We start from the raw sequence: 25,361 nt of genomic DNA, 5'->3' as shown, positions 1-25,361 counted from the left end.
GGCGCGGGGTGAACCGCTTCACTGAAAAAAGCATTTTCGCAGTGCGGGCCCGCTACGGAAACCCGTTGACAGCGCCGTCGTAAACCTATTCCGGCGTGCTCAGCTGACGCGGCGTGCGTAATGGGTCGCGGCGCTTTCGACCAGAATGCTCTCCTGCAGCGATTCCAGTGCCATGACACGGATCTTGCCGACGTCCTTCAGCTGCACCATGCGCTCGACATACACCTCCGGGCCGGCGTCGGTCATTGCACGCGACTTGCTGAACCCGTAAGGCACGACGCCCGTGTCGCCATCTTTGCTGCCACCGACGTACAGAACGATCGACATACCCACACCCTCGTTAACAACTGTTACGACGTTAGTGGCGCGAGCATAACGACCGTGCCGTGAGGAGCTTTCGACGTACGTTAACCCCGCCTGTTTGCGGTTTGGTGACGGCGGCAAGGCCGGGCCCGCCTCACGGCCGCTTCACCCCGCTTGGCCGTCAATCGCGATCCGCCCACTCTCTGACGTCACCGCATGGACCTGAAAAGCGGCTACCCGTTCTGGTCGATCCGCAATGGATTGATGCGCGCCTACCCGCGCCTGGAGCAAGACACCCGGTGTGAGGTCGCCATCGTCGGTGGCGGCGTCACCGCCGCGCTGATTGCGCACGAACTGTTGCGCCACGGCCACGACGTGGTGGTGATCGAGCAGCGCGACATCGGCTGGGGCAGCACCTCGGCCAGCACCGCGCTGCTGCAATACGAAATCGATACGCCGATGATCGACCTGGCCAGACACTACGGCATGCCGGCGGCAGCGCTGGCCTATGGCGCGTGTGCGCAGGCCATCCTCGACCTGCAGGGCCTGTGCAACACCCTCGGCGGCACCGACTTCACACGCCAGGACAGCCTCTATTACGCCAGCCGCGCACGCGACCTGAAGGATCTACGTAGCGAGCTAGATACCCGCAAGACGCACAAGCTGCCGGTGGAATGGGTGGAGCGCGAGGCGCTGTGGCACAACTACGGCGTGCATTCGGAAGGCGCGATCCTCAGCCGCCTGGCCGCCAGCGTGGACCCCTACCGGCTGTGCTACCGCCTGTTTGCCGAGTGCGAGCAATACGGCGCACGCATCTACGACCGCACCACCATTGCCACAATCGCCCCCCACGACCAGCATGTCCAATTGCGCACCGAAGACGGCGTCAACGTGCGCGCGCAGCACGTGATCCTGGCGGCCGGCTATGGCAACCAGCGCTGGTTGTCGCAGCGGGTGGCACGCAACCGCAGCAGCTATGCCTTCGTCACCGACCCCTTGCACGACAGCGAGATGGGGGCGCTCAAGCACACCATGATGTGGGAGACCGCGCGCCCGTATCTGTACGTGCGCAGCACGCCGGACGGCCGCGTGGTGGCCGGTGGCGAAGACGACGCCATCGACATCCCTGCGCGCCGCGATGCGCGGGTGGAGAACAAGCTCAAGATATTGCTGAAGAAAATCGCCAAGAGCATGCCCGATGTTCGCCTGCGCCCGGCGTTTGCGTGGGCCGGCACCTTCGCCGAGACCGCAGATGGGCTGCCGTTCTTCGGGCCGCACGACGAACTCGGGCCACGCGTGTCGCTTGCGATGGCCTACGGCGGCAATGGCATCACCTACAGCGCCATCGGCGCAGGGTTATTACGCGCGCAGCTGGAAGGCACCCCTCACCCGCTGTCCGAGTTGTTCGGCTTCTCGCGTCTGGGTTGAAACCGCCACGGCCACCAGCCGTGGCCGTGCATCGCATAGGCGTCGGCAGCCCGCTCCAGCGGGTTGCGCACGTGGATACCGCCGCACAGCAGGTATACCGGCAAAAACAGCGGCCCCAGCACCATGTATTGATACACATGCGCGCGCTCGTGGTCGCCCAGGCGCACCGGCGGATGCGCACAACGGCCAGCAGCGTGCGCGTAGGTACTGCACTGCAGATCCAGCGAGGCACCTTTCAACAGGATGACGTTGCCCAAGGTCATCGCCCCGCCCGGCCCCCATGGCCAGGCATGGAAGACCACCGCGAGCTCCTGGCCAGACCAGCGTGGGCGTGCACCGAAACAGCATCCGACCAGGCCGATCGCAACCCCGATCATGCTGTTGGGCAAGGTCCACAACGCGCCAAGCGCCTGCATGGCAAACCGCCCGCGCATTGCCGGGCTCAGTCGGGCTGGTTTGGGATCAGCAGCCACAGGATCAGGTAGACCAGGATGCCGGGAAACGCGGCCGAGGCGATCGACACGATCACGAACAACACGCGCAGCAACGTGGAGCTCCAGCCAAGACGACGCGCGATGCCGCCGACGACACCGGCGATCATGCGGTCGTTGAGGGAGCGGGACAGTGTGGTGGTGGACATGGCAAGACTCCTGCAAACGTAGCCAACAGTCTAAAAAGCGCCACGGCTGCATCCCGTGACGACATCACGGCCTGCTCGGCGCGGCGTACCCCGCGCATCTGCCGGCAGCCCGGTCAGGCGTTGCCGCCGCGCTCCTGCAGCCAGCGATGGATGGCCACCGGCACTTCGCGCTGCGCGCGGCCGGAGACATAGATGCCGATATGCCCGCCGCGGAAGTTCAGCTCGCTGTAATCGTCGCTGCCCACCAGCCCACGCAAGGCACGCGACGCATCCGGCGGCACCAGATGGTCGTGTTCGGCGTAGATGTTCAGCACCGGCATATCGAGGGCCTGCAGATCCACCACCTGCCCGCCGATGCTCACCTGCCCGGTAACCAGCCCGTTGCGTTGATAGAACAAGGTGACGAATTCGCGGAAGGCTTCGCCGGCCAGGTCCGGCGAATCGAAGATCCACTTTTCCATGCGCAAAAAATCTTCCAGCGCCTGCTTGTCGTCGAGGATGTCGAGCAGGCCCACGTATTTCTGCAGATTCAGCCGGAACGGCTTGAGCATCAGGTAACTGGCGTTCATCAGATCTGCCGGCACGTTGCCCATGGTGTCCACGAACAGATCCACATCGACCATGCGTGCCCAGTTGGAGAGCATGTTGTCGGGCGTGTGGAAATCCACCGGCGTCACCATGGTGATCAGGTTACGCACCTTGTCGCGCTGCAGCGCGGCGTAGCACAGCGAAAACGTACCGCCCTGACAAATGCCCAGCACATCGACCGCCTCCAGCCCGGACTGTGCACGCAGGTGATCCACCGCGCCATCGATGTAGCGCAGCAGATAATCTTCCAGCGTGAGGTAGCGCTCGGAGCGGTCCGGGTAGCCCCAATCCAGCACGTAGACGTCCCGGCCGTGACTCAGCAGCCCTTTGACCAGCGAGCGATCGGCCTGCAGATCGACCATGTACGGGCGATTGACCAGCGCATACACAATCAATAGCGGTGTTTTGGCCACCGGCGCCTGCTCGCCGACGAAGCGATACAGCACCACCTTGCCGTCGCGCCAGATCTCTTCGCGCTCGGTAACGCCGTAATCCACGTCTTCCACGCCCGGCAGCAGCTTGAGCCCTTCGCGCAACTTGCGTTGCATCGACAGGGTTTCCTGCATCAGGTCTTCGGCACTGAATCCCAATGGCCCTTTCATGCCTGCGCTCCACGGCTTTTACGCGCTGCGGGTTTGCCCGCCGCAGGCGTGGCCGAGGTTTTCGAGCCACCACTCCTGCGGGCTGAGGGCTTTTTGGCCGCTGTACGGGTGGCTGTTGCGGTGTCGGCCGCTGCCTTATTTGCGGTGGTCTTTTTGACAGACGCGCGTGTCGATGCGCCCGTCTTGTCCGCACGCGCGGCAGCTGTGGGCCGGGACGCGTCGCCTGCCTTGCTGGCCGCCGCACGCATGCCTGCAACCGGCGCGACCGGATCAGGCTGGGGCGCCGCGGGCTTGCTCGCCGGTGACGTTGCAGTGCGCAGCATCCGCCTGACCAGGCGTTCCAGTTCGGCGATGCGGCGGTGCGCAGCGTCCATCTCCGAGCGCGTCGGCATACCGAAACGTTCGCTGAGCTGCTCGACTTCTTCCTGCAGCGCAGCGCGCAGGCGCATGTGCGCGTTGGCGAAACCGCCGTACACCTCGCGGAACTGGTCCGACAAGGCGACGTCGGCATAGGATTCTTCGGCCGCTTCGATCCACAGATCGAACAAGGCGCGTGCGCTGGTCAACTGGCTGCCGCTGCTCTCGTGCTCGCCCAGCTTGGCCGCAAAGCTCGTAAATGCCTGCTCGATCGCGGCCTTGAGTTGCTCGCCATACGCTTGCGATTGGGCCTGGAAGTCCTGCTGCGCACGGGCCAGTTTCTGCAGGCGCGCCTGGTGATTGCGGTTCAATCCGAATGCCGGCATGTCCAGCCATGGGGCATTCTCTTCGCGCCACTTTTGCAGCGCCTGCGCCGCGTCCTGCAGCCAGGGGTCGAACCCGCCCGGGCTGCCGCCCCGCAACGACCCCAGCGTCCACTGCATCAGTTGTTCGCCCTGCCCTTGCACCGCCCGGCGCCAGGCGTCGGATACTTCATTGGCCGAGGTGTCGCGCCCGGCAAATTGGCCGGCCACCTGTTGCATGGTGCCGAACCAGCCACCGGCTTGTGTGCGGAAGCGGTCGATCGCCTCCTGCGCCTGCGGGGCGGCCTGGGTGGGCAGCAACTGCGACCACCAGTCCACGGCCTTGCGCCAATCCTGCGGGGCGTCGCCACCGGACGCGGGCGGCGGTTGCTGCGCAGCGGCGCCGGCCTGGCCGTGGCGCATGGCATCTCCCCAGGCAGCCCAGTACTGGCGCGCCTTGTCGTCGAAGTTGCCGTTGTCCGAACCGCTGCTTGCCATCATCCCCTCCCGTGACCGTTCACCCAGCCATCCTACCGCGTGCGTGCCGGCATGCTGCTCAGGGCTTGGGGATGCGCAGCGTCTTGCTGATCATCAGCGAGCCGGAGACCGCAAACAGCAGCACCAGCGGGTGGAACTGCCACGGCCCCAGCTGCCACTGGCCCCACCACAGGGTGTCGCCGATATGGCCGCTGCTGGCAGCGACCGCAAGCAGGATCACCAGCAGCAGGCTGGTCGGAATGGGGGTACCTTCGAAGTACGGTACCTTGTCGGCCTCGCCGGCGATCTCTTCGGCGGTGACGTTGTAGCGGGCCAGCCGGCTGACCCCGCAGCAGACGAAGTAGCTCAGCACCAGCCAGTCCCAGCCGCCGCGCATGCCGCAGGCGTAACCCAGCGCCGCCGGTGCCACGCCGAACGAAATGACATCCGCCAGCGAATCCAGTTCGCGGCCCAGTGTGGAAGAGGCCTTGCGCCAGCGCGCCACGTGTCCGTCCAGCGCATCGAACACGAACGCCAGCGGGATCAGCGCCATGCCCAGCAACAGATCGCCGCGATGGCCCTCCTGCAGGAAGCGCATTGCCGCAAACACCGCGCCGGTGCCGCAGAAGGCGTTGGCCAAGGTGAACCAATCCGCGAGTTGAAAATCGCGCAGCATCGAGAAATGGCGTTTCATGCGGAGCCTGAGGTGAGCAAGGCGCAAAGGGTAACGCGCGCGCGCCATGCAGGCGACCGTTTCGCCGCACTCGGCTAGGCTGGCGACCCGCGCAACCGCTCCAGGCTGCGCACCACTGTGTGAGGACACCCAATGCGCAGCATCCTGATCACCGGCGCAGGCAGCGGCATCGGCGCCGGTATCGCCGCCCAACTGGCGGCCGACGGCCATCACCTGATCGTCAGCGACATGCAACTGGCGGCAGCCGAGCGCACGGCGCACGCCCTGCGCCAGGCCGGCGGCTCGGCCGAGGCGTTGGCGCTGGACGTGACCGACGACCACAGCATTGCGCAGGCACTGGCCAGTGCGTCACGCGCACCGCAGGTGCTGGTCAACAATGCCGGCCTGCAGCATGTGGCCGCACTGGAAGACTTCCCGATGCAGCAATGGGCGCTGTTGGTGGATGTGATGCTCACCGGCGCCGCGCGCCTCAGTCGCGCCGTGCTGCCCGGCATGCGCGCGGCCGGCTATGGCCGCATCGTCAACATCGGCAGCATCCACTCGCTGGTGGCCAGCCCCTACAAGAGCGCGTACGTCGCCGCCAAGCATGGCCTGGTCGGCCTGGCCAAGGTGATCGCACTGGAAACGGCCGATTGCGACATCACCATCAACACCCTGTGCCCGAGCTATGTGCGCACGCCGCTGGTGGAACGGCAGATTGCGGACCAGGCACGCACCCGCGGGATTGCCGAGGACGCGGTGATCCGCGATGTGATGCTCAAGCCGATGCCCAAGGGCGCCTTCATCGCCTACGACGAACTGGCCGGCACCGTGGCGTTTCTGATGTCGCACGCTGCGCGCAACATCACCGGGCAATCCATCGCGATCGACGGCGGCTGGACGGCGCAATAACCGTACTGGCGAAATTTTGATCAGCCATCGCACGCGCCAGGTGGCGCAAGGGCCGCGCGGACTTGTCCACAGACTTGCGCAGCGTCCATCCACAGGGGATGTGGAAAACTGCGCAGCGTCCACTGGCCGCGCCGACGGCCGGCATCCTGTGCCGATGGCCGAGGCCGGCAGCGCAATGGTGGAGCCTGCTAGCGGCGCACGCCCGCGCCCAAGACCGGGATCCTGCCGAGGGCTTGATTGACAACGCGAGGTTCGAATCCGACGACCGCCGGCGCTATGTCAGCGCCCGGATCGCGGTGCCGCGCAAGGCGCTCGGCAGCCGAGCCGATCAGATCCGTGAATACGTCCACGACTGCATGTGCCCGTCGCGATACGGCATGACGCCGTGGAATGGGCGCGGGTCGCCGTCGAACACCAGCGGCAGGAAGTTGCGGTCGCCTTCCCACATCGGCACCTGGTCCATCCGATCGATCGCGATCCATTCCAGTGTGCCCTCCGGGTTGGAGGTCTGCGGCGTACCTTCGAAGCTGCGGATCAGGAACACGAAGCCCAGCCAGTCTTCGCCCTGCTTGCCGAAGCCCGGCCAGCTGATGGTGCCGCGCAGTTGCATCTGGCCGCAGTCCACGCCGGCTTCCTCACGAATCTCGCGGCGCATGCAGGCCAGCACGTCTTCGTCCGGTTCCAGCTTGCCGCCCAGGCCGTTGTATTTGCCCAGATGCTGGTCGCCGGGACGGGCATTGCGGTGGATCATCAGCACCTGGGTGCCGTCCGGCGACAACAGGTAGCCAAGCGTGGCGACAATCGGGGTATAGGGCATGGCACGCGATCTGACACGAAGCGCATCAGTATGACCGAAGCGGTAAGGCCGAAGCGACGCACCGCGCGTGGCGGCAACGCTGGGTCAGCCGACCGCGGCCTGCGGGTTCGGACGCGGCGGTGCGACGTCATCGGTATCCAGGCGCAAGGTCGCCACACCGTGGCCACGTTCGGCCAGGTACTCCAGCCACTTGCCCAGGAACGTGTTCATGCGCATGCGGTGGCTGATCAGCTCGGCCGGCGGCGGGAACATGCCCATCACGTCCTGCCAGCGACGGCCGACATAGCAATGCGTGGTCTCGGCCTGGCGCGCATCGCGGTACAGGCGCACATACGCCGACGGGTCCGGCTCGCCGGTGACCGGGTCGCACAGGTCGTAGGTCAAGCGCAATTCCACCGTGTAGCGATGGCATTCGATCACGTCCAACCGCAAGTTCAGGCCGTCGCCGATCGAAGACACATAGGAGCCGGGTGCCAGGTCGGCCGGGGCAAACAGCCGGGTCAGATGCTGGAAGTTTTCTGCGTACAACCCCATCAGCCAGCCGAAGCGGCTCAGTTTGGGGATGCGTTCGAGTTTGCTCAGTGCTTGCGCCATGGACCGATCCTACACGCTGCGCCGCCGCACGGGCAGCATTGACGAGGGCCCAACCGCAGGCCTACCTTGGCGGAGCACTGCCCCGCCCGCTTCGTATCCCCGAGCTGCCTGCACAACTGCCGCAGGCAACGTTCCAGCGCTGACAAGCGCATGCGCCCAGACGCGCGCGGCGCTCACCAATCCCGAATGGCCAATCCCCACTCCCCGCTCAAAACATCTCGCGCTGCAGCCCCAACGTGGACAACACCTTGCTCGAGATTTCTTCGATCGATGTGTTGGTGGTGCTGAGCGAGGGAATGCGCTCCATCTGGAACATGCGCTCGGCAATGGCCACCTCGCGCCGGCACGTTTCGGCCGCGCTGTAGCGCGAATTGGCGCGACGTTCCTGACGGATCTGCTGCAGCCGCTCCGGGTCGATGGTCAGACCGAACAACTTGCTGCGGTAGTTGCGTAAGCGCGGCGGCAGCTGTTCGTTTTCCAGGTCTTCGTCGGTGAGCGGATAGTTGGCGGCGCGGATGCCGTAATGCAAGGCCAGGTAGATGCAGGTCGGCGTTTTGCCAGCGCGCGACACCGCTACCAGGATCACATCGGCCTCGTCGTAATTCAGCGCGATGCCATCGTCGTGACTCAGCGCGAAGTTCATCGCGTTGATGCGGCGGTGATAGGTTTCGAAGTCCACCATGCCGTGCGCGCGGCCCACACGCGAATGACGCGGCGCGTTGAGCTCGCGCTCCAGCGGCTCGATGAAAGGCGCGAACACATCCAGCATCAGCGCGCCGCTTTCGGCCAGGATCATGCTCAATTGTGGATCGACGCATGAATTGACCACCACCGGGCGCACTTGGTACCGCTCGCCTGCGGCGCGCACCCGCATCGCGGCGTCGCGCGCTTTATCTGCATCATCAATGAACGACATGCGGTCGGTGACGAAGTTGAATCCGCTGAACTGGGTGAGCAGGCTATGCCCAATCGTTTCAGCGGTGATACCGGTTCCATCGGAGACGTAAAACACCGGCCGAATTGTTGACATCAAGACCACCTCTTTGAACTGGTGTCCAAAACTTACGGGTTCATGCTTGTGCAGATTCCGCTGTGCACTGCATCATAGCGGCTTCTTCCTACGGTCGCGGCCATTCAGCCCGCTCGGGCGATGGCCTTACGGAGCATCGCGCTTGAACGAGAATATCCTGTGGTTGCATGAGCTACGCCTGGCCGACCTGGCCCGCGTAGGTGGTAAAAATTCCTCACTTGGCGAGATGATCGGCAACCTGGCCGGGTTGGGCGTCTCGGTTCCCGGTGGATATGCGACCACCTCGGAAGCTTTCAAGGACTTCATCGCCCACAACGATCTGTCCAAGCGCATCTTCGACAAGCTGGCAACGCTGGATGTCGAAGACGTCAACGCACTCACCGTGGCCGGCAAGGAGATCCGCGGCTGGGTGATTGATGCACCGCTGCAGCCGGAACTGGACCGCGACATCCGCACCGCCTACGCGCAGTTGTGCGCCGAAAACGGCGGCGGCGACGTTGCCGTGGCGGTGCGCTCCTCGGCAACCGCCGAGGATCTGCCGGACGCATCGTTCGCCGGCCAGCAGGAAACCTTCCTCAACGTGACCGGCGCCGACGATGTGGTGCACAAGGTCAAAGAAGTGTTCGCCAGCCTCTACAACGATCGCGCGATCGCCTACCGTGTGCACCACGGCTTCAAACACGAAGACGTATTCCTGTCGGCCGGCGTGCAGTTGATGGTGCGTTCGGGCGTGGGCGCGGCCGGCGTGTTGTTCACGCTGGACACCGAATCGGGTTTTCGCGATGTGGTGTTCGTCACCTCCAGCTTCGGTCTGGGCGAAATGGTCGTGCAGGGTGCGGTCAACCCGGACGAGTTCTACGTCTACAAGCCCACCCTCACTGCCGGCAAGCCGGCCATCCTGCGCCGCTCGCTGGGCAGCAAGGCCATTCGCATGGTGTATTCGGACGTGCCCGGCGAGCGCGTGCGCACCGAAGACACGCCGGTGGAACTGCGCAGCACCTTCTCGATCAGCGACGAAGACGTGCAGGAGCTTTCCAAGCAGGCACTGGTGATCGAAAAGCATTACGGCCGCCCGATGGATATCGAGTGGGCCAAGGACGGTGTCAGCGGCAAGCTGTTCATCGTGCAGGCGCGCCCGGAGACCGTGAAGTCGCGCAGCCACGCCACCCAGATCGAGCGTTTCTCGCTGGAAGCCAAGGACGCCAGGATCCTGGTCGAAGGCCGCGCGGTGGGTGCCAAAATCGGCAGCGGCGTCGCACGTGTGGTGCGCTCGCTGGACGACATGAGCCGCGTGCAGGCCGGCGACGTATTGATCGCCGACATGACCGACCCCGATTGGGAGCCGGTGATGAAGCGTGCGTCGGCAATCGTTACCAACCGTGGCGGCCGCACCTGCCACGCCGCGATCATCGCGCGCGAGCTCGGCGTGCCGGCAGTGGTCGGTTCGGGCAATGCCACCGACGTGCTCAGCGACGGCCAGGAAGTCACCGTGAGCTGCGCCGAAGGCGATACCGGCTTCATCTACGACGGCCTGCTGCCGTTCGAGCGCACCACCACCGATCTGGGCAACATGCCGCCTGCCCCGCTGAAGATCATGATGAACGTGGCCAACCCGGAGCGTGCATTCGACTTCGGTCAGTTGCCCAACGCAGGCATCGGTCTGGCGCGTCTTGAAATGATCATTGCCGCGCATATCGGCATTCATCCCAACGCGCTGCTGGAATACGACAAGCAGGACGCCGATGTCCGCAAGAAGATCGACGCCAAGATTGCCGGTTACGGCGACCCGGTGAGCTTCTACGTCAACCGCCTGGCCGAAGGCATCGCCACGTTGACTGCCTCGGTGGCACCGAACACGGTGATCGTGCGCCTGTCGGACTTCAAGTCCAACGAGTACGCCAACCTGATAGGCGGTTCGCGTTACGAACCGCATGAAGAAAACCCGATGATCGGCTTCCGTGGCGCCAGCCGCTACGTCGATCCGTCCTTCACCAAGGCGTTCGCGCTGGAGTGCAAGGCGGTGCTGAAGGTGCGCAACGAGATGGGCCTGGACAACCTCTGGGTGATGATCCCGTTCGTGCGTACGCTGGAAGAAGGCCGCAAGGTGATCGAGGTGCTGGAGCAGAACGGGCTCAAGCAGGGCGCCGGTGCCGATGGAAAGCCGGGCCTCAAGATCATCATGATGTGCGAGTTGCCCTCCAACGCGCTGCTGGCCGACGAGTTCCTGGAGATCTTCGACGGCTTCTCGATCGGCTCCAACGACCTGACCCAGCTGACCCTGGGCCTGGATCGCGACTCGTCGATCGTGGCGCACCTGTTCGACGAGCGGAACCCGGCGGTGAAGAAGCTGCTGTCGATGGCGATCAAGTCGGCGCGCGCCAAGGGCAAGTACGTCGGCATCTGCGGCCAGGGGCCGTCGGATCACCCGGAACTGGCCGAGTGGCTGATGCAGGAAGGCATCGAGTCGGTGTCGCTGAACCCTGACACCGTGGTCGATACCTGGCTGCGTCTGGCCAAGCTCAAGAGCGAGAGCTGATGGGACTGTTGGGTGCGGTGTGGGCGGCAGCTGCGGGAGCAGCTGCTGCGAAGCCAGCGGCGTCAGGAGCCGCAGCAGCTGCCAAGCCGGCGGCCGGCAGCGAGCCTGCGTTCAATTGGGCAACCATTCCATGGGCGCAGTACGCGGTCAATTGGGGCGTCGCGTTGCTGATTGTCGTGGTCGGCATGTGGCTGGCCAGGCAGCTTAGCCAATGGCTGCATCGCGCCCTCACCCGCGCGCGCGTCGAGATCACACTGACCAACTTTCTGCGTAACGTGATGTATGCGTTGTTGCTGGTGCTGGTGTTCGTCAGTGCGCTGAGTCAGATCGGGGTCCCACCGACCTCGCTGATCGCAGTGCTCGGCGCGGCAGGCCTGGCAGTCGGTCTTGCGTTGAAGGATTCCTTGTCCAACATCGCCGCTGGCGTGATGTTGATCGTGCTGCGACCGATGCGCGATGGCGACCATGTGCTGATTGCAGGCCAGGAAGGCATCGTGGACGAGATCCGGATCTTCCAGACCCGGATCCGCTCGTTCGACGAACGCATGATCACGCTGCCCAACAGCACGATTACCACCGCACCGATCATCAACTACAGCACCCTGCCCAACCGCCGCCTGGAAGTGACCGTGGGCGTGGGCTACGAAGACGATCTGAAGAAGGCCCAGCAGCTGTTGCTGCAGATTGCCAAGGACAACCCGAACATCCTGGAGTCGCCGGCACCGTTCGTGCAGGTCACCAACCTGGGCGAAAGTACGGTGGATCTGATGTTGTTCGCGTATGCGACCAACGGCAACTTCGGCGCGGCCAAGAGCACCACGCTGGAGCAGATCCGCAACCAGTTGCTGGAAAACGGGCTCAACATCCCCTACCCGCAACGCGACCTGCACGTGTATCACCACGATGCCGACGGCAAGCCGATCTCCGATCTATTGCTGAAAGGCATCACCGACGATGGCGACCTGAGCAAAGGGCCTTCGTTGGCGCGTTGATAGGTCGACACCCGCACTAGTGCAGCGGAAAAACGAAAAGGCCGCATCTCACGATGCGGCCTTTTTTGTCAGCGATTACGGCTCGGAGTCGCGTTGACCGGATAGGCGCAGAAGCGCTGTTGAGAAGCGCTTCAACTGCGCGCTGCATCGCTCTTCTGCCTGCCCGCCTTGCACCGCTACCGCTGCACGCCACAGCGCGCCCACGGATGCTCAGCCTTCCACACCCGCCGCGGTGTCGCCACCGAGCGCGCCCATGAACTGCCGGTAGTGACGCAGCTCGTCGATCGAATCGCGTACATCGCTCAGCGCGGTGTGCGCCGAGCTCTTGGCAAACCCATTGGCCACCGTCGGCGCCCAACGCCGCGCCAGTTCCTTGATGGTGGATACGTCCAGGTTGCGGTAGTGGAAATAGCGCTCCAGGCGCGACATCTGCCGGTGCAGGAAGCGGCGGTCCTGGCAGATCGAGTTTCCGCACATCGGCGAGGCGCCGGCGCGGATCCATTCGCCCAAAAATGCCACGGTCTGCGCTTCGGCCTGGGCGTGGGTGACCTGGCTGTCGAGCACGCGCTGCCAAAGACCCGAGCGGCGATGCTGATTGCGGTTCCACTCGTCCATTGCTTCCAGGGTTGCCAGCGGATGCGCGATGGCCAGTTCCGGCCCCTCGGCAAGCACGTTCAACTGCGCATCGGTCACGATGGTGGCGATCTCGATGATGGAATCGCGATCGGTATCCAGGCCGGTCATTTCCAGATCGATCCAGATCAGTCGGTCGTTGCCTGCAAGGTTCTCTGCCATATCACCGTCCTGTAGAGCCGTTGCCGGCCGGATGCTGGAAAGGGCGCGCATCATACCGCGGCCGCGTCGCTCAGGGCGCAAGTGGCGGCTTGCCGCGCTTGGCCCTGAAGTAATTGGTCAGCCGCACGCTCGCCTCGGCCGCGAGCACGCCGCCGCAGACCTGCACGCGATGATTGTGGCGCGGGTCGGCCAGCAGGTCGAACACGCTGCCGCAGGCACCGGTCTTGGGGTCGCTGGCGGCGAACACCACCCGCGCGATTCGCGCGTGGATCATCGCCATGGCGCACATCGCGCACGGCTCCAGCGTGACGTACAGCGTGCAGCCGATCAGGCGGTGATTGGCCAGCCGGCGCCCGGCTTCGCGCATGGCCATGATTTCGGCATGCGCGCTGGGGTCGTGGCTGGCGATGTTGAAGTTCCAGCCCTCCCCCAACACCTTGCCATCGGCATCGACCAGCAATGCGCCGACCGGGATTTCGTCGTAGTCGCGCTCGGCACGCTCGGCCAGGTGCAAGGCCTGCTGCATCCAATGCGTGTCGATTGCCGTGTGCGGTGCATCGTCCGTTGCTTTGATCGGCGCATTGGTCGGCACGTCGGCAGGCACGCTCACGTGGCCGAGCCGCCCTGGCGGTCCAGAAACGCGGCGAACGCGGCAACCGTGGCCTCGCTGACATGGTGCTCGATGCCCTCTGCGTCGCGGCGCGCCGTGGCCTCGTCGATACCAAGCGCAAGCAGGAAGCGCTCCACGATCTGATGCCGCTGCCGGCTGGAGGCAGCCAACGCTTCGCCGGCCGGCGTCAGGAACACGCCACGGTACGGCCGCTGCACCACCCAGCCATCGCGCACCAGCCGCTTGAGCATCTTGGCCACGGTGGGCTGCGCTACGCCCAGGCGCGCGGCGATATCGACCTGCCGCGCCTCGCCGCCGTCGACCAGCAGATCGGAGATCAGCTCCACGTAGTCCTCGACCAGCTCGGCACGGCGCGCTTCGCGCACCTGACGGAAGCTTTCCATGTGCACCTGCGCATCGATCAGGACCGGCGCGGCCGCTTCCACCTTTTCGCTCTTGCCCACCCTCATCCTCGTCATGGTCGCCGGCGTCGGTGCCGGGATGCGTAGTTTGAAGCACGCGGCCGATCAATACGATTGAGTTTGCCAATGCTCAATAGCATAGCACTTGCTATATCATCCCTGTCGTCCCGTTTCGATCCACTCGTATGTCCGCCGACAACGTCATCTCAACGCCGTCGTCAGCCACCGCCGCTGGCGGGCTGGGCGACCACCACGCCAGTGTTGCCGTGCCCAAGGGCGGCCATTGGTGGTTTCGCTTGCTGGCATTTCTGGGGCCGGGCTACATGGTGTCGGTGGGCTACATGGACCCGGGCAACTGGGCCACCGATCTGGCCGGCGGTTCGCAGTTCGGCTACCTGTTGTTGTCGGTGATCCTGTTGTCGAACCTGATGGCGATCGTGCTGCAGGGCCTGTCGGCGCGGTTGGGCATCGCAACCGGGATGGATCTGGCGCAGGCCTGCCGTGCGCGCTACCCGCGCGCAGTCAATCTGGCGCTGTGGGGCATTTGCGAACTGGCGATCATCGCCTGCGACCTGGCCGAAGTGATCGGTACCGCGATTGCGTTGAAGCTGTTGTTCGGCATCCCGCTGACCGTCGGCGCGATCATCACCGCGGTGGACGTAGTGCTGGTGTTGTTGCTGATGAACCGCGGTTTCCGCGCGTTGGAAGCCTTTGTGATCGCGTTGCTGCTGATCATCTTCGTGTGCTTCGGCATCCAGATCGCACTGGCCGCGCCACCGATTGCGGCAGTGCTGGGCGGTTTCATTCCACGTGCGCAGGTGGTCACCGACCCGCAGGCGCTGTATCTGGCGATCGGCATCATCGGTGCGACGGTGATGCCGCATAACCTGTATCTGCATTCGTCGATCGTGCAGACGCGCGCATATCCGCGCACCGATGTCGGCCGCAAATCGGCGCTGCGCTGGGCGGTCACCGACAGCACCGTGGCACTGATGTTCGCGTTGTTCATCAATGCCTCGATCCTGATCCTGGCGGCGGCGGTGTTCCATGCGCAGGGCCGCACCGACGTGCAGGAGATCGAACAGGCGCATGCGTTGCTGGCGCCGATGCTCGGCGTCGGCCTGGCCTCGACCCTGTTTGCGGTGGCGCTGCTTGCCTCCGGCATCAACTCCACCGTGACCGCTACGCTGGCCGGTCAGATCGTGATGGAAGGCTTCCTGCAATTGCGCCTGCCGCCGTGGATGCGGCGCCTGCTGACCCGCGGCATCGCCATCGTGCCGGTGGTCATCGTGATCTGGCTGTATGGCGAAGCCGGTACTGCGCGCCTATTGGTGCTCAGCCAGGTGGTGTTGTCGATGCAGCTGCCGTTTGCGGTGATTCCGCTGGTGCGCTTCGTGTCGGACCGCAAGTTGATGGGCGCGCTGGTGGCGCCGGCATGGTTGGTGCGCATCGCCTGGGTGATTGCTGCCGTCATCGTGGGCTTGAACCTGAAGCTGCTCTGGGACACCGCGCTGCACTGAACGGCGGCATCCGCCAAGAACGCTGCGCTTGCGTTCGATTGCATGCGTTGCGCTGGCAGAGGGGCACGAAGAGAACAAGCCGCGCGCCCTTCGCTTGCAGACCGAGCCGCGTCTTGTGGATTTGCGCGCGGATGCACCGTCGTCACCGCACGCCTGCGGCCAACGCGTTGACTGCGGCTTGCCATCACGCTCAGCGAAGCGCGCAGTGCACTGCGCACGCGCATGCAATCTGCCTGCATGCCTCACACGCTCTACTTGCCGCATGCACCGGTTTGTCCGTTGCCTGCGGTGGCCTTGCGCTGCGTGGGCACGCCCGCACCACGCGCTGACGCGTCTGAGACCGCCGGGCTGCATGCCCTCGCCCACAGGAGTGTTTATGGATCCGTTCGAGGCGCATCCGGCCGATGCCGGACGCCGCAACTTTCTCATTTCCGGCACTGTCGCCGTGGCAGCGTTGTCGCTGCCAGGCCTTGCCGGTGCCGCAGCCAACCGCGCACATCCCACCTCACCACCCCACTCGTCCACCCACGGAGTCACCCCGATGTCCAATTTCATCAAACGTCCCGACGGCGCCAACATTTTTTACAAGGACTGGGGCAAGGGCCAGCCAGTCGTGTTCGCACACGGTTGGCCGCTCAGCGGCGATGCCTGGGACCCGCAGATGCTGTTCATGGGGCAACACGGTTATCGCGTGATTGCGCATGACCGTCGCAGCCACGGCCGTTCGTCGCAGACCTGGGACGGCAACGACATGGACACCTACGCCGACGACCTGGCCGGCGTGATCGAAGCGCTGGATCTGAAAGACGCGATCCTGGTCGGCCATTCCACCGGCGGTGGCGAAGTGGCGCATTACGTTGGCCGCCACGGCAGCAAGCGCGTGGCCAAGGTCGTGCTGGTGGGTGCGGTGCCGCCGCAGATGGTCAAGAGCCCGACCAATCCGGGCGGCTTGCCGCTGAGCGTGTTCGACGGCATCCGCGATGGCGTTGCCAAGGACCGTTCGCAGTTCTACCAGGACCTGACCACTCCGTTCTTCGGCGCCAACCGCGACGGCAACAAGGTCACGCAAGGCATGCGCGATTCGTTCTGGCTGCAGGGCATGCTGGGTGGACACAAGGGCCAGTACGACTGCATCAAGGAATTCTCCGAAGTCGATTACACCCCCGACCTGAAGAAGATCGATGTGCCGGCGCTGGTCGTGCACGGCGACGACGACCAGATCGTGCCCATCGATGCGTCCGGCAAGCTGTCGGCCAAGATCATCAAGAACGCCGAGCTGAAGATTTACGCCGGCGCGCCGCATGGCTTGACCATTACCCATGCCGATCAGTTCAACAAGGATCTGCTGGCGTTTGCCAAAGCCTGATCCGGTTTGACTGGATTGGAAAAGGCCGACTCGTGAGGGTCGGCCTTTTTTATGATTTCGGCGGTAGTGATGTTTGATAGCAGACGCCGAAAACATAGCGAGCAGTCATCCGGCGGGTGTGGACGGCGCGCTTGGCATTGCAGTCTATGCGTGGTGCATGCGCCTCGAACGCTGGCCGAAAACATCGCCGCCCACGTGCTCGACGATGCCCTGTCCGCACGCGAGACCGAAGTGTTGAACCTGGTCGCCACGGGCTGCTCCAACAAGCAGATCGGCAGCGCCTTGAGCATCTCCGAAGAAACGGTCAAGGCGCATATGAAGAACATCCTAGCCAAGCTGGGCGTGCGCGATCGCACCCATGCGGTGACGGTGGCGCTACGGCGCGGCATCCTGTCGCTGGAAACCTGAGCGGCGCAGGCGAACGCTCGATTGCACAGCCTGCGCCTGCACGCCGCTGGGTGTCCTCATAAGGCGCATCGCAACGCCGTGCCCGCGCATGGGCCCATCCGGGGTCGCGCCGAAGACCGGCCTCGCTGATCTTCGAGTCGGGAACGGAGCGGCATAACGAGCGATCTGGATGCGCGCCGCCACCAGGCCTGCCCTGCCCGATTCAGCCCGCAACTTTGCAACGCGGTCGACCATTCTTGAACGCGAGGCCACGCAGGCGATAGCCCCGCGCGCTCAAACCGATCGGCTTACGCTATCGTATGCACCGCCTGGCGGCATGGGGGCCGCTTCAGCATCTTGTTCGGCAGCCGATATTGGCTACGTCCGACCGCCGCACTCGCTGCGGCGGCATTCGATTCAATCACTAAACGCGTTCAGGGGAATTGCGATGCTTCGTCACTCTTTGCGGGTGCGCCTGCTGTTGCCGGTGCTGGCCTTGGTGCTGGTCGTGGTGGTGGCACTGACGGTCATTCTGGCCATTACCGAAGCGAACCGGGTCAAGTTCGAAGCCGGCAACTCGATCGAGCGCCAGTCGGTGTCCTTGCAGACCTTGTTCGCAGTCACCCGCTCGATGATGCTCGACCGTGTCAATTCCTCCATGCGCCAGCTGCGCAAGGAAGCCAACGCCCAGGGCGCACCGAGCATTGGCGGCGAAATCCGCGTCGCCGACCGCAGCGCCAATGACCTGTTGCTGGGCCAGCGCCCGCAGGCCAACCTCTTCACCATGCTGGACGACGTCACCGCCATCCACGAAGGCACCGCCACGCTGTTCTCGCGCACCGGCGACGACTTCGTGCGCATCTCCACCAACGTCAAGAAGGACGACGGCAGCCGCGCCATCGGCACCGTGCTCGACCCCAATGGCCAGGCCGCCGCCAAGCTGCGTAATGGCGAAAGCTTCTACGGCGTGGTCGACATCCTCGGCAACCCGTACGTCACCGGCTACGAGCCGATCTTTGCCGGCAACGACAAGCGCGTCATCGGCGCCTGGTACGTCGGTTACAAGGCCGACACGCAGGCGCTGGAAAACGTGGTCAGCAGCCGCCGCGTGCTCGACTCCGGTTTCATCGCCGTGTTCGACAGCAAGAACACGCTGCGCTTCCAGTCCACCACCGGTGCCACCACCGACACCGCCACCATCGAACGCATCGTCAAGGACAGCCCCAACGACTGGGTCGTGACCAAGCAGGAAGTGCCCGATTGGGGCTTCACCCTGGTCTCGGCGTATCCCAAGAGCGACGTCAATGGCGTGATCGTGCGCCAGTCGCTGTGGATCGCCGGCATCGGCCTGTTGGTGTGCGCCCTGTTGCTTGGCTTGCAGTGGGCCCTGATCTGGAGCCGCGTCTTGCGCCCCATCCAGCACCTGACCACCGTGGCCGAAGAACTGAGCCTGGGCAAGTGGAACCACACCATCGAAGAGGTCAATCTCAAGGATGAAATTGGTACCCTGGCACGTGCCATTTCCCGCCTGTCCAACAGTGTCCGGTTGGCCATGGAGCGCCTCGGCAAACGCTGAGGCGCTGTCACCCATTCCGTACCTGATGCTGCAAGGAAGACGCCATGTCCACTGAATTCCGTCCGCTGATCGAGATCCTGCGCGAGCTCAAGGCGCTGGCATTGAAGAAGGCGTCCGGCTTTCTGTTCATCGTCACCGAGGAAAACCATTCCTGCATCGTCCGCATCAATGCCGGGCAGATCGAAGAAGTGGTATTCCGCATGCTGCGCAATGATGAGGCGGTACAGCGCCTCACCATGGTCAACGCGGCCAAGGCGCGCTTCCAGGCCGACCCCGGTGCCGGCCTGGGCAAGCCCTCGCTGTTGAGCGATGACTCGCGGCAATGGTTGATGGGCGGTTTCGAACAGGATCTGGGTGGTGCGCCCGCGCCGGTACGTGCGCCGGTCGCCACTACCCCGCTGCCGACACCTGCCGCAGCCAGCGCAGCACCGACAGCGTCCGCACCGGTCTCTACCGGCAACGGCGCAGCGCCGGACGAAGCGGTTCGCCAGGCGCTGGAGAAAGTTGCATTGAATTACCTCGGCCCGATCGCCGGCATGCTCTGCGACGAAGCCTGGGGAGCATCGAGCGACATCGAACAGGTGCTCAGCCAACTCGGCGCCAACCTGGCCACACCCCAGGAAGCGCAGAAGTTCATGGCCGATGCGCACGTGGCCTTGGCCAAGGTGCGTTGACACGTTATCGCCACACGAACGAAACCCAAGCCGCGCTCTGCGCGGTTTTTTTCTGGAATTCTTAGGGCGCATTCCCACTTTTCGGCTTTGCCCGCGATGAGCCGCCGGCTCGGTTCTCGGTGTGATAGACACGCACTGTATTCAATCGCCCTGCACTACACCTCACAAAATTTACACCAATATGGTGTACGCTATTCCGTACACTACTAGCTCTCAGGACCACACCATGGCGATTTCTTCAGCCGACGTGATTCCGCTATCGCACGCCAGGGCGCATCTTTCCGAGCTAGCAGACCAGGTAAAGGCCGGGGCTGAAAAAATCGTAACGAAAAATGGCGAAAGCTATATCGCCATCATCGATGCCAAGCGGTTGGACTACTACCACCAGCTTGAGCGCGAGCGCATTCATTTATTACTGATTGACGATGCACGCAAAGGCCTGGAGGACGTTGCTGCTGGCAACATCAAAGATGCACGCAGCACGCTGTCTGCGATCAAACGCCGCCGTGCAGCCGGCACTGCAGGTTGACGAGGCATCGCTCAGTGACAACGCGTCATCAGGTGAAACTCACCGCCCACTTCGAGAGCAACCTCGCAGCGATCGAGGCATTCCTACGCGAGATCTACGCTCTTCAGGCCTTCGATGCGTTAGTGGACACATTGATGGACACCGTCATTCCCAATCTGGAACGTTTTCCAGACATGGGACGTCTGTTGCTGGAACGGCCAATTCACTCGGTCGAGGTGGCCAATGGTGTTGCCCGCTTACGCAAGCAACTCGACTTCATCGTCAAAGACGCCGAACTACGCGAGTATGTGATGGCGGACTATCTGATGCTCTATGTACAGATCACCGGCACCGTGTATCTTCTCTCCATTCGCCATCAACGGCAGCTCTCATTCGACTTGGCGAGCCACTGGCCGGATTGATGGATTGCGTGCAGTCGCTGCTGACATCTGCATGCAATCACGTACGCCATCCAGCACGCAGCGCAGGTAGCCATGCATTGAACAAAGAGAGAGAACGTAGTCAGTTCATTGCTTGCGATAACGATAAAGGCGCCTCTCGGCGCCTTTATCGTTCAACTCACTCCCACTCGATCGTCGCAGGCGGCTTGCCGGAGATGTCGTAGACCACGCGCGAGACGCCGCGCAGTTCGTTGATGATGCGATTGCTGACCGTGCCGAGGAAGTCGTATGGCAGGTGCGCCCAATGCGCGGTCATGAAATCGATGGTCTCCACCGCACGCAGCGCGATGACCCATTCGTAGGCGCGTGCATCGCCAACCACGCCCACCGACTTGACCGGCAGGAACACCGCGAACGCCTGGCTGGTCTTGTCGTACAGATCGGCCTTGCGCAGTTCGTCGATGAAGATCGCATCGGCCTTGGCCAGCAGTTCGGCGTACTCGCGCTTCACTTCGCCCAGGATGCGCACGCCCAGGCCCGGGCCCGGGAACGGATGGCGATACACCATCGTGCGTGGCAGGCCGAGTTCGACGCCCAGGCGACGCACTTCGTCCTTGAACAGTTCGCGCAGCGGCTCGACCAAGCCCAGCTTCATGTGCTCGGGCAAGCCACCGACGTTGTGGTGGCTCTTGATCACGTGCGCCTTGCCGGTCTTGCTGCCGGCCGACTCGATCACGTCCGGATAGATCGTGCCCTGCGCCAGCCACTTCGCATTGGCCAGTTTGTTGGATTCTTCGTCGAAGATATCCACGAACAGGTTGCCAATGATCTTGCGCTTGGCTTCCGGGTCGCTGACGCCTTCGAGCTTGGCAAAGTAGCGATCGGCCGCGTTGACGCGGATCACCTTGACGCCCATGTGCTCGGCGAACATCGCCATCACCTGGTCGCCTTCCTGCCAGCGCAGCAGGCCGGTATCGACGAACACGCAGGTCAGCTTGTCGCCGATCGCCTTGTGCAACAGCGCCGCGACCACCGACGAATCGACGCCGCCGGACAAACCCAAGATGACTTCGTCGTCGCCCACTTGTGCGCGCACGCGGGCGATCTGGTCGTCGATGATGTTGGCCGCGGTCCACAACGTCTGGCAGCCGCAGACATCCACCACGAAGCGGCGCAGCAAGGTCTGGCCCTGCAGCGTGTGCGTCACTTCGGGATGGAACTGCACGCCGTACCAACGCTTGTCTTCGTTGGACATCGCTGCCACCGGAATGCGGTCGGTCACAGCGGTAATGGTGAAGCCCGGCGGCACCTGCGACACATGGTCGCCATGGCTCATCCAGACATTCAGGCGCGCCGCGCCGGCATGATCGGTCAGACCAGCGAACAGCGCATCGGCCGCAACCACGTCCACTTCGGCATGGCCGAATTCGCGTTGATCGGCAGCTTCCGTTGCACCGCCCAACTGCGCGGCCAAGGTCTGCATGCCGTAGCAGATGCCGAACACTGGCAAACCGCTGTCGAACACTTCCTGCGGCGCGACCGGCGCACCCGGCAAGGTGGTCGACTCGGGCCCACCGGACAGGATGATGCCCTTGGCACCAAAACCGGCAATCTCCGACGGATCATGATCCCACGCCCAGATTTCGCAGTAGACCCCGATCTCGCGAATACGCCGCGCAATCAGCTGGGTGTACTGCGCGCCGAAATCGAGGATGAGGATCTTGTCGGTATGGATGTTGGTCATCGAGAGCCGGGAATCGGGAATCGGGAGTGGGGAATGGCAACAGCAAACGCGGTGACAATCGCTACAGGACGAGGAAGCAGCGGGCTCTTACGATTCCCGATTCCCCATTCTCAATCAGCCGGCGCGATAGTTCGGCGGCTCTTTGGTGATCTGCACGTCATGCACGTGACTTTCGCGCTGGCCCGCGCCGGTGATCTTGACGAACTTGGGCTTGGTGCGCATGTCTTCGATCGTTGCGCAACCGACATAGCCCATGGTCGCGCGCAGGCCACCGATGAGCTGGTGGATGATGCCGCCAACCGAACCGCGGTACGGCACGCGCCCTTCGATGCCTTCCGGCACCAGCTTGTCGGCGTCGCTGGAATCCTGGAAATAGCGATCCTTGGACCCCTTTTCCATGGCGCCCAGGCTGCCCATGCCGCGGTAGCTCTTGTAGCTACGGCCCTGGAACAACTCGACCTCGCCCGGGGCTTCTTCGGTACCGGCCAGCAGGCCGCCGACCATCACCGTGGACGCGCCGGCCACCAGCGCCTTGCCGATGTCGCCGGAATAGCGGATGCCGCCATCGGCAATCAGCGGGATACGGTCCTGCAACGCTTCGGCCACCATGTCCACCGCGGTGATCTGCGGCACGCCCACGCCTGCAACCACACGCGTGGTGCAGATCGAGCCCGGGCCCACGCCGACCTTGACCGCATCGGCGCCGGCATCCATCAGCGCCAGCGCGGCATCGCCGGTGACGATGTTGCCGCCGATCACCTGCAGCTGCGGGTAGGTCTTCTTGACCCACGCCACGCGATCGATCACGCCCTGCGAGTGGCCGTGCGCGGTGTCGACAATCACCACGTCCACGCCGGCTGCGGCAAGCAGTTCGATGCGCTGCTCGGTATCGCCACCCACACCCACCGCCGCGCCCACCAACAAGCGCTTGGCGCTGTCCTTTGCGGCATTCGGGTTATCGGTCTTCTTCTGGATGTCCTTGACCGTGATCAGCCCACGCAGCTCGAAGCTGTCGTTGACCACCAGGATCTTTTCGATGCGGTTGCGATGCAGCAGCTCCAGCACTTCCTCATCGCTGGCGCCTTCGCGCACGGTGATCAGGCGGTCCTTCTTGGTCATGATGTGGCGGACCGGATCGTCCAGCCGCTTTTCGAAACGCATGTCGCGGCTGGTGACGATGCCGACCAGTTCGCTGCCATCCACCACCGGCACACCGGAGATGTTGCGTGCGCGGGTCAGCGCCAGCACTTCACCGATGGTGGTGTCCGGGCTGACCGTGAACGGCTCGGTGATCACACCGGACTCGAACTTCTTGACCCGCGCCACTTCGCCGGCCTGCTGCGCCGGGGTCAGGTTCTTGTGGATGATGCCGATGCCGCCCAGCTGGGCCATGGCCACCGCCAGGCGGTGTTCGGTCACTGTGTCCATTGCGGCCGAGAGAATCGGCAGTTTCAGGCGCAGATCGCGGGTCAGCCGGGTTTCCAGGCTGACATCCTTGGGCAGGACGATCGAATGAGCGGGGACGAGCGAGACGTCGTCGTAGGTAAGAGCTTCAGCCTGGATGCGGAGCATCGGCGGACCCGAGTTTGGGGAAGCGCGGCATTTTAACGCATTGGGGCCGGGATTGGGGATTCGGGATTTGCGATTCGCAACGGCGTCACCTTGCACCACCCCGTCGTTTGCCTGTTTGTCCGGATGACGAGGGCCGGCCGATCTCGGACGCAATCCGGATCGGCCGATGCATGCGCTTCGCCGTTGCCTTCAACGAATCTCCAATCCCGAATCCCCACTCCCGGCCGCATCAGCGGCCTCGATGGTGTTCTGCATCAGCGTGGCGACCGTCATCGGCCCTACCCCACCCGGCACCGGCGTGATCCAGGCCGCGCGTTGCACCGCTGCGTCGAAACCGACATCGCCCACCAGCCGCCCGTCTTCCAGGCGATTGATGCCCACATCGATGACCACCGCGCCTGGCTTGACCCATTCGCCCGGAATCAGCCCTGGCCGGCCCACCGCCACCACCAGGATGTCGGCGTTGCGCACGCTGGCTTCCAGCACATCGGGCGGGGTGAATTTGTGGCAACTGGTGACCGTACAGCCGGCGATCAGCAACTCCAGCCCCATCGGCCGGCCGACATGGTTGCTCACCCCCACGATGGTGGCGTTGCGGCCACGCACCGGCTGGTCGGTGTGACCGAGCAAGGTCACGATGCCGCGCGGCGTGCACGGGCGCAGGCCGAATTCGCGCAAGGCCAGATGCCCGACATTCTGCGGATGGAACCCGTCCACGTCCTTGCGCGGGTCGATACGCTGGATCAGCCGGTTGGCATCGGGGATGCCCGGGAGCGGCAGCTGGATCAGGATGCCGTGGATCTTGGGGTCGGCGTTGAGCTCATCGATCAGCGATGCCAACTCGGCTTCGCTGGTGCCCTGTGGCAGGTCGTAATCGAAGGCCGCGATGCCGACTTTTTCCGCCGCGCGACGCTTGTTGCGCACATACACCGACGAAGCCGGATCGCCGCCGACCAGCACCACGGCCAGCCCGGGGCGCGCCTTGCCGGCTGCCACGCGCGCATCCACCCGCAGCTTCAACCCGTCGAGCAATTCCTCGGCAATGCGGCGACCATCGAGAAGGCGGGCCGAAGCGGAGGCAGCTGGCGCGGAAGCGGTCATGGGGCGTCAGGTGTAGAGTCGAAGGTCGTCTATTGTCCCCGATTCCGTCATGACCGACACCACCTCAACGTCCGATTCAATCACCACATCCATCGAAGCGGCCGCATTTCGCCGCCTCTTGCAGCATCTCAATCAGGACCGCACCGATGTGCAGAACATCGACTTGATGATCCTGGCCGGCTTCTGCCGCAACTGCCTGGGCGACTGGTACCGCGAAGCGGCCGAAGCACACGGCCAGACCATGAGCAAGGAGCAGGCGCGCGAAACGGTCTACGGCATGCCATTTGCCGACTGGAAGCAACAGCATCAAAAAGACGCCACGCCCGCGCAGTTGGAAGCCTTCGCCGCGGCCCAGCGCAAGCATGGCTGAGGCA

26 protein-coding genes and 1 pseudogene are annotated in these 25,361 nt (G+C 64.0%); 12 read left to right on the top strand and 15 right to left on the bottom strand.

From position 1 onward, the window contains the following. Positions 1–99: 99 nt before the first annotated feature. Positions 100–327: a hypothetical protein gene (locus A7D16_RS13700; protein WP_064633595.1), complete on the bottom strand. Its 228-nt coding sequence runs from the start codon at positions 325–327 to the stop codon at positions 100–102. Between the two features lie 192 nt (positions 328–519). On the opposite strand from A7D16_RS13700, the gene A7D16_RS13695 reads away from it, so the two are divergent. Next, positions 520–1,731, top strand: coding sequence for an NAD(P)/FAD-dependent oxidoreductase (locus A7D16_RS13695; protein ID WP_064633593.1), 1,212 nt, complete (start codon positions 520–522; stop codon positions 1,729–1,731). On the opposite strand, the gene A7D16_RS13690 is transcribed toward A7D16_RS13695, so the two are convergent. From A7D16_RS13690 to A7D16_RS13670, 5 genes are all read right to left on the bottom strand, one after another. Further along, the gene (locus tag A7D16_RS13690; RefSeq protein WP_064633591.1) at positions 1,689–2,165 is read right to left on the bottom strand and encodes a hypothetical protein; all 477 of its coding nucleotides are present in this window, start codon (positions 2,163–2,165) and stop codon (positions 1,689–1,691) included. The two genes, A7D16_RS13695 and A7D16_RS13690, sit on opposite strands and share 43 nt — an antisense overlap. Before the next feature lie 8 nt (positions 2,166–2,173). Beyond that, complete coding sequence (locus A7D16_RS13685) at positions 2,174–2,371, bottom strand: PspC domain-containing protein (protein ID WP_064633588.1); 198 nt, start codon at positions 2,369–2,371, stop codon at positions 2,174–2,176. Positions 2,372–2,484: 113 nt separating this feature from the next. Then, complete coding sequence (locus A7D16_RS13680; RefSeq protein ID WP_064633586.1) at positions 2,485–3,561, bottom strand: class III poly(R)-hydroxyalkanoic acid synthase subunit PhaC; 1,077 nt, start codon at positions 3,559–3,561, stop codon at positions 2,485–2,487. After that, entirely contained in the window at positions 3,558–4,781 is a 1,224-nt protein-coding gene (phaE, locus tag A7D16_RS13675) for a class III poly(R)-hydroxyalkanoic acid synthase subunit PhaE (protein WP_064633584.1), read from the bottom strand. The genes A7D16_RS13680 and phaE overlap by 4 nt, the downstream gene beginning before the upstream one ends. 55 nt (positions 4,782–4,836) lie before the next feature. Continuing rightward, positions 4,837–5,499 carry a CDP-alcohol phosphatidyltransferase family protein gene (locus tag A7D16_RS13670; RefSeq protein ID WP_193395468.1) on the bottom strand — a complete coding sequence of 221 codons (663 nt, stop codon included), beginning with the start codon at positions 5,497–5,499 and terminating at the stop codon, positions 4,837–4,839. Between the two features lie 84 nt (positions 5,500–5,583). Between A7D16_RS13670 and A7D16_RS13665 the strand changes: the two genes are divergently transcribed. Further along, entirely contained in the window at positions 5,584–6,342 is a 759-nt protein-coding gene (locus A7D16_RS13665; RefSeq protein WP_064633580.1) for a 3-hydroxybutyrate dehydrogenase, read from the top strand. A 328-nt stretch (positions 6,343–6,670) separates the two neighbouring features. Here the strand turns inward: A7D16_RS13665 and A7D16_RS13660 are convergent, their stop codons facing one another. The 3 genes from A7D16_RS13660 to ppsR all read right to left on the bottom strand — a co-directional run bounded on the left by A7D16_RS13660 (position 6,671) and on the right by ppsR (position 8,783). Further along, on the bottom strand, positions 6,671–7,159 hold the full coding sequence (locus A7D16_RS13660; RefSeq protein ID WP_064633577.1) for an NUDIX hydrolase: 489 nt from the start codon (positions 7,157–7,159) through the stop codon (positions 6,671–6,673). An 84-nt stretch (positions 7,160–7,243) separates the two neighbouring features. Next, positions 7,244–7,753: a DUF1249 domain-containing protein gene (locus A7D16_RS13655; protein WP_064633575.1), complete on the bottom strand. Its 510-nt coding sequence runs from the start codon at positions 7,751–7,753 to the stop codon at positions 7,244–7,246. Between the two features lie 208 nt (positions 7,754–7,961). Continuing rightward, complete coding sequence (gene ppsR / locus A7D16_RS13650; protein ID WP_003482830.1) at positions 7,962–8,783, bottom strand: posphoenolpyruvate synthetase regulatory kinase/phosphorylase PpsR; 822 nt, start codon at positions 8,781–8,783, stop codon at positions 7,962–7,964. A gap of 142 nt (positions 8,784–8,925) precedes the next feature. On the opposite strand from ppsR, the gene ppsA reads away from it, so the two are divergent. Both ppsA and A7D16_RS13640 read left to right on the top strand, forming a co-directional pair. After that, positions 8,926–11,319, top strand: a complete 2,394-nt coding sequence (gene ppsA / locus A7D16_RS13645; protein WP_064633573.1) for a phosphoenolpyruvate synthase — start codon at positions 8,926–8,928, stop codon at positions 11,317–11,319. After that, complete coding sequence (locus tag A7D16_RS13640; RefSeq protein WP_064633571.1) at positions 11,319–12,311, top strand: mechanosensitive ion channel family protein; 993 nt, start codon at positions 11,319–11,321, stop codon at positions 12,309–12,311. Before ppsA ends, A7D16_RS13640 begins: the two co-directional genes overlap by 1 nt. A 210-nt stretch (positions 12,312–12,521) precedes the next feature. Here A7D16_RS13640 and orn read toward each other — a convergent pair whose 3' ends face one another. The 3 genes from orn to mntR form a co-directional block, all read right to left on the bottom strand. Then, entirely contained in the window at positions 12,522–13,106 is a 585-nt protein-coding gene (gene orn, locus A7D16_RS13635; RefSeq protein ID WP_064633569.1) for an oligoribonuclease, read from the bottom strand. Between the two features lie 70 nt (positions 13,107–13,176). Beyond that, positions 13,177–13,716, bottom strand: a complete 540-nt coding sequence (tadA, locus tag A7D16_RS13630) for a tRNA adenosine(34) deaminase TadA (protein WP_064633567.1) — start codon at positions 13,714–13,716, stop codon at positions 13,177–13,179. Continuing rightward, positions 13,713–14,180 carry a manganese-binding transcriptional regulator MntR gene (gene mntR / locus A7D16_RS13625; RefSeq protein ID WP_003482839.1) on the bottom strand — a complete coding sequence of 156 codons (468 nt, stop codon included), beginning with the start codon at positions 14,178–14,180 and terminating at the stop codon, positions 13,713–13,715. The genes tadA and mntR overlap by 4 nt, the downstream gene beginning before the upstream one ends. Before the next feature lie 143 nt (positions 14,181–14,323). Between mntR and A7D16_RS13620 the strand changes: the two genes are divergently transcribed. The 7 genes and pseudogenes from A7D16_RS13620 to A7D16_RS13590 all read left to right on the top strand — a co-directional run bounded on the left by A7D16_RS13620 (position 14,324) and on the right by A7D16_RS13590 (position 20,591). Beyond that, entirely contained in the window at positions 14,324–15,658 is a 1,335-nt protein-coding gene (locus A7D16_RS13620) for an Nramp family divalent metal transporter (protein WP_064633564.1), read from the top strand. Between the two features lie 541 nt (positions 15,659–16,199). Next, positions 16,200–17,024 carry an alpha/beta fold hydrolase gene (locus A7D16_RS13615; RefSeq protein ID WP_064633626.1) on the top strand — a complete coding sequence of 275 codons (825 nt, stop codon included), beginning with the start codon at positions 16,200–16,202 and terminating at the stop codon, positions 17,022–17,024. Between the two features lie 156 nt (positions 17,025–17,180). Next, a pseudogene (locus A7D16_RS13610) lies at positions 17,181–17,432 on the top strand (response regulator transcription factor); the annotation flags it as partial. Positions 17,433–17,859: 427 nt separating this feature from the next. After that, positions 17,860–18,987 (top strand): Cache 3/Cache 2 fusion domain-containing protein, encoded by a 1,128-nt coding sequence (locus A7D16_RS13605; RefSeq protein WP_064633563.1) that lies wholly within the window; start codon positions 17,860–17,862, stop codon positions 18,985–18,987. Between the two features lie 44 nt (positions 18,988–19,031). Next, complete coding sequence (locus A7D16_RS13600; protein WP_064633560.1) at positions 19,032–19,661, top strand: hypothetical protein; 630 nt, start codon at positions 19,032–19,034, stop codon at positions 19,659–19,661. Between the two features lie 226 nt (positions 19,662–19,887). Then, positions 19,888–20,190: a type II toxin-antitoxin system Phd/YefM family antitoxin gene (locus tag A7D16_RS13595; RefSeq protein ID WP_064633558.1), complete on the top strand. Its 303-nt coding sequence runs from the start codon at positions 19,888–19,890 to the stop codon at positions 20,188–20,190. A gap of 32 nt (positions 20,191–20,222) precedes the next feature. Beyond that, the gene (locus A7D16_RS13590; protein ID WP_239687005.1) at positions 20,223–20,591 is read left to right on the top strand and encodes a type II toxin-antitoxin system RelE/ParE family toxin; all 369 of its coding nucleotides are present in this window, start codon (positions 20,223–20,225) and stop codon (positions 20,589–20,591) included. Positions 20,592–20,748: 157 nt separating this feature from the next. Here the strand turns inward: A7D16_RS13590 and guaA are convergent, their stop codons facing one another. The 3 genes from guaA to folD all read right to left on the bottom strand — a co-directional run bounded on the left by guaA (position 20,749) and on the right by folD (position 24,987). Continuing rightward, entirely contained in the window at positions 20,749–22,314 is a 1,566-nt protein-coding gene (gene guaA / locus A7D16_RS13585; protein ID WP_006451190.1) for a glutamine-hydrolyzing GMP synthase, read from the bottom strand. Positions 22,315–22,428: 114 nt separating this feature from the next. Further along, on the bottom strand, positions 22,429–23,886 hold the full coding sequence (gene guaB, locus A7D16_RS13580) for an IMP dehydrogenase (protein ID WP_064633552.1): 1,458 nt from the start codon (positions 23,884–23,886) through the stop codon (positions 22,429–22,431). A gap of 189 nt (positions 23,887–24,075) precedes the next feature. Continuing rightward, complete coding sequence (gene folD / locus A7D16_RS13575; RefSeq protein WP_064633550.1) at positions 24,076–24,987, bottom strand: bifunctional methylenetetrahydrofolate dehydrogenase/methenyltetrahydrofolate cyclohydrolase FolD; 912 nt, start codon at positions 24,985–24,987, stop codon at positions 24,076–24,078. Positions 24,988–25,036: 49 nt separating this feature from the next. Between folD and A7D16_RS13570 the strand changes: the two genes are divergently transcribed. Beyond that, positions 25,037–25,357, top strand: coding sequence for a DUF1244 domain-containing protein (locus A7D16_RS13570; RefSeq protein WP_064633548.1), 321 nt, complete (start codon positions 25,037–25,039; stop codon positions 25,355–25,357). The last annotated feature ends 4 nt before the right edge of the window (positions 25,358–25,361 follow it).

This window comes from Xanthomonas nasturtii (assembly GCF_001660815.1).
GTDB classification, from domain to species: Bacteria; Pseudomonadota; Gammaproteobacteria; order Xanthomonadales; family Xanthomonadaceae; genus Xanthomonas; species Xanthomonas nasturtii.
The sequence above is the reverse complement of the archived record's forward strand: the minus strand, read 5'-3'. Positions and strand labels throughout refer to the sequence as shown.